Here is a 2728-nt window from a genome sequence, read left to right as displayed (position 1 = left end):
ATCCTACACTTGGATTAGATCGCACCATTTCAGTACCAGACGATCAATATATTCTGGATATGGCGGAAGAAGCTGGTATCCGCCTACCATCTGGGTGCAAACAAGGCGAATGTTCTGCCTGTGTCGCCAAACTCATTAGCGGTGAAGTTGACCAAAGTGAGCAAAAATTTCTGCGTCCAAGCGAAGTACAGGCTGGTTATGTTGTGACTTGTGTAACTTACCCTTTGTCTGATTGCACTTTAGAAACCCATCAAGAACAAATCTTGTATAAATCAGCCCTTTACTATCAGCCTGAGTCTGAAAAATCTAAGCGATCGCAATACTAATCAGTTAAGAAGATTTATCCCTCTCCTAAGAAGAGGGATAAGGTTGGGTTGAGGCAATGAAATCCAACATTATTTTTATTTACTTGATATTAGCCGTATCATCGCTGAGTGCATAGCAGTCAACCGCCGAACGATCTGATCGATCTCCAAATCTAATATGCTGTAATCAATGACTGCCTGACGAATCGGTGTATGTCCTTGATTGACGGCTAACTCTTCTATTCTGGCTGTACGCAGTGCTTGCAGGTGCGGCTGGATTTTTTGCAGCGTTTCTTCCAACTCAGGTAAAGGCGGTGGGGGAATCTCCTGCTGTACCGAATCAGCTAACTGCTCTAAGAGTAGCGAAATTTGGCGGACTAAGGTTTCTAATTCCGGGAGTGGCACTGTTCCTCGGAAATGTTCGAGATGTACTGCCAAAACTGTCACGGCGTTAGTAAAACGTCCCATATACAGCAGCAGCGTCATTACTGGTTCTACTAATTCTTGGTGCATTTGGGGTTCGCGCAGCAATCCTTGGAAGGAGGCTTGGGCATTGCCAATTGCCAGTCCAGTTTGTCGCCGTTGACTGATAATGCTAGAGTCACGCTCCTTTATGCCTTGGTAAACAGCCATCACATCCCGAAAGTATTTGTGACATTCTCGTAGCGCTGTGGCGAGTTGACTAGGTAAACGATCGCGTTCCCAATTTGGCCATATAAAGTAATGACTCGCAAAAGCCAGTCCCGCCCCAATTAATGTATTCAACACCCGAAAGCCAGCAAGTTGCCAACTAATAGGATGACCAATATCGATAATTAGTAAGACAAATATTGAGAAGAAAATCACTGAATACCCATAGTTGAAAGCGATTAGGGAAACGCCAAAAAATACTGTCAGCAGAATAATGATGTCTAATACAGGCTTACTGGTGATGGTTGCAAGTAAGATAGCAGCTAAGACAGCTCCTAAGATTGTGCCGCCAACTCGCTGGAAAAACCGTTTGAAAGTTGCACCCAAGTTTGGTTTCAGGACTAATATAATTGTCAGCGTTACCCAATAGCCCATTGGTAAATTTGTAACGCTGTATAATATCACGCCTACAGTTAGACTCACACCAATGCGGAGAGCATGGCGAAAGATTGCTGAGTCTAAGGTAAGGTTTTCTTTGAGTAAACTTAAGAGCGATCGCTGTTCTTCTTCAAATAAAAGAAGTCTATCTATATCTCGTTGACTCATTTTGCTGCGATCTGCCAGAGATTTAGCTGTCTGAGCCGTGTATTGCAATTGCTCGATCAGCTTTTTGAGCGTCAGCACCAAGTTAGTGAAAGCAACGAGGGTTGTGTAGTCGGTTTCACTCCCAGCAATTGCTTTTCTTTGCAGACTTTCTTGTTCTTTCAGTGCTTCATAGATGCGCTTGAGATTTCCCAAGTCGATGCTAGCAGGCTTGCGAGATATGACTTTCGCTATGGCTTGAAGAATGAATGATATTTCTGCGAGTGCATCGTCCACTAATTGCTGAACTGTATAATATTGCTGTTGTTGGAAGTGAGTTTCTAGTAATTCTGTTAAAGCAACAACTAAACCAAGCAAGCGATCGCCATCCTGAATTAGTAGCAAAAATGGCTCATTTATCCAACTCCGAGACGACTGTCCAATCCGTAATGTACCTAAAGCAGTGCGTGCTGTTTCTAATGCTTTTCTAATTTCGAGAATATTTTCAGTTGTTGCTACTTTACTTACAAATGCCTGAATGTAGTTGGCGATACCTCCGGTGGGCTGCGCCAACGCACTGAAACAATCAGCCAAAGCTAGCCGTATTGGATCGTAAGGTCTAAAAGGCCACATTACTAAGGAGAGTAACATTGCCCATCCACCTGCAATTAGGCATAGTAGCGATCGCATGAGTGCAACTTCCAAGTTTCCTGGCTGTGCGATCGTGGTAATAAATGATATCACTACCACCAGGCCGACATTGGCACCAGCATTACCGTATAGCGACGCAAAACCGGAAGCAAGTCCCCAGAGAAGTGTCAGTACCACGGCTAGTACTGGAACTTGAGCGACTAGAGTACCCACAAATACTGAAGCAGTTATTCCCAAAGTAGCCTGTGCCATTGTCTTAGCTTTGATTTGGTAAGGGCCACCAATATTCGCTAAGTTGACAAAGTGAGCCATTAAACCAACGAATAATCCGCTTTCTCTTTGGTTAATGAGTTGCCCAATTAGCAGGGGAACTCCCAACGCTAACACAGCTCGTAAGCCGTTGGATATTGCTGGTTTTCCTGGCTCTGATTGGATCAGAAATCTGAGGAAATTACTTCGATTCAACTGCATTGTTTTTGTTAACAAAACAAAATTTTTCTCAGAATTATCTTAATATTTTGATATATGCAAATTTATTTTAATTGATGGTGGGCAATTAA

Annotated in this window: 2 protein-coding genes; one reads left to right on the top strand and one right to left on the bottom strand. The window is 43.2% G+C overall.

All coding sequences use genetic code 11. From position 1 onward, the window contains the following. On the top strand, positions 1 to 326 hold a 326-nt coding region (locus IQ229_RS22895), incomplete at its 5' end, for a 2Fe-2S iron-sulfur cluster-binding protein (RefSeq protein WP_228013669.1). Positions 327 to 401: 75 nt separating this feature from the next. On the opposite strand, the gene IQ229_RS22890 is transcribed toward IQ229_RS22895, so the two are convergent. Further along, a complete protein-coding gene (locus IQ229_RS22890; protein WP_194047694.1) occupies positions 402 to 2639 on the bottom strand; it encodes an FUSC family protein in 2238 nt (745 codons plus the stop codon). Positions 2640 to 2728 lie beyond the last annotated feature (89 nt).

The organism is Nostoc cf. edaphicum LEGE 07299 (assembly GCF_015207245.1).
GTDB classification, from domain to species: domain Bacteria; phylum Cyanobacteriota; class Cyanobacteriia; order Cyanobacteriales; family Nostocaceae; genus Nostoc; species Nostoc edaphicum_B.
This window is presented reverse-complemented; position numbering and strand designations above follow the sequence as displayed.

Bases quoted from the DNA above. Each gene is read 5' to 3' on its own strand.
- IQ229_RS22890 (WP_194047694.1), bottom strand. From the start codon at position 2,639: ATGCAGTTGAATCGAAGTAATTTCCTCAGATTTCTGATCCAATCAGAG.